General features: G+C 60.0%; 1 protein-coding gene. It reads right to left on the bottom strand.

Going from position 1 to position 290, the window contains the following annotated elements; all coding sequences use genetic code 11:
- On the bottom strand, positions 1-182 hold a 182-nt coding region (locus tag CDV44_RS27115), incomplete at its 3' end, for a flagellar basal body protein (RefSeq protein ID WP_371328824.1).
- Between the last annotated feature and the right edge of the window lie 108 nt (positions 183-290).

Below are 290 nucleotides of genomic sequence, written 5' to 3' on the forward strand. Positions count from 1 at the left end.
ACTCGCTCGCTGAAATCGAGGTCGCGCGCCTGATAGCCCGGCGTCGCCTCATTCGCGAGGTTGGCCGCAAGCACGCGCGTGCGTTCCTCTCTCGCGCGCAACGCGGCGGCGTGAACGCCGAGCGCCTGAGAAAAAAATGTCTGCAAAACTCCGCCTCCGTGGGTCACTGATATCGACTGCACCCATTGTCGGCATAACTATCGAAAACCGGCCCGAAAGCCAGTGAGATTGACGTGTTTCCCAAACGACTTGCCGCGCTTTGGGCAAATGACGCTGGTTGCGTAGCTCGA

Source organism: Pandoraea sp. PE-S2R-1, assembly GCF_002179865.1.
In the GTDB taxonomy this organism is placed as follows: domain Bacteria; phylum Pseudomonadota; class Gammaproteobacteria; order Burkholderiales; family Burkholderiaceae; genus Pandoraea.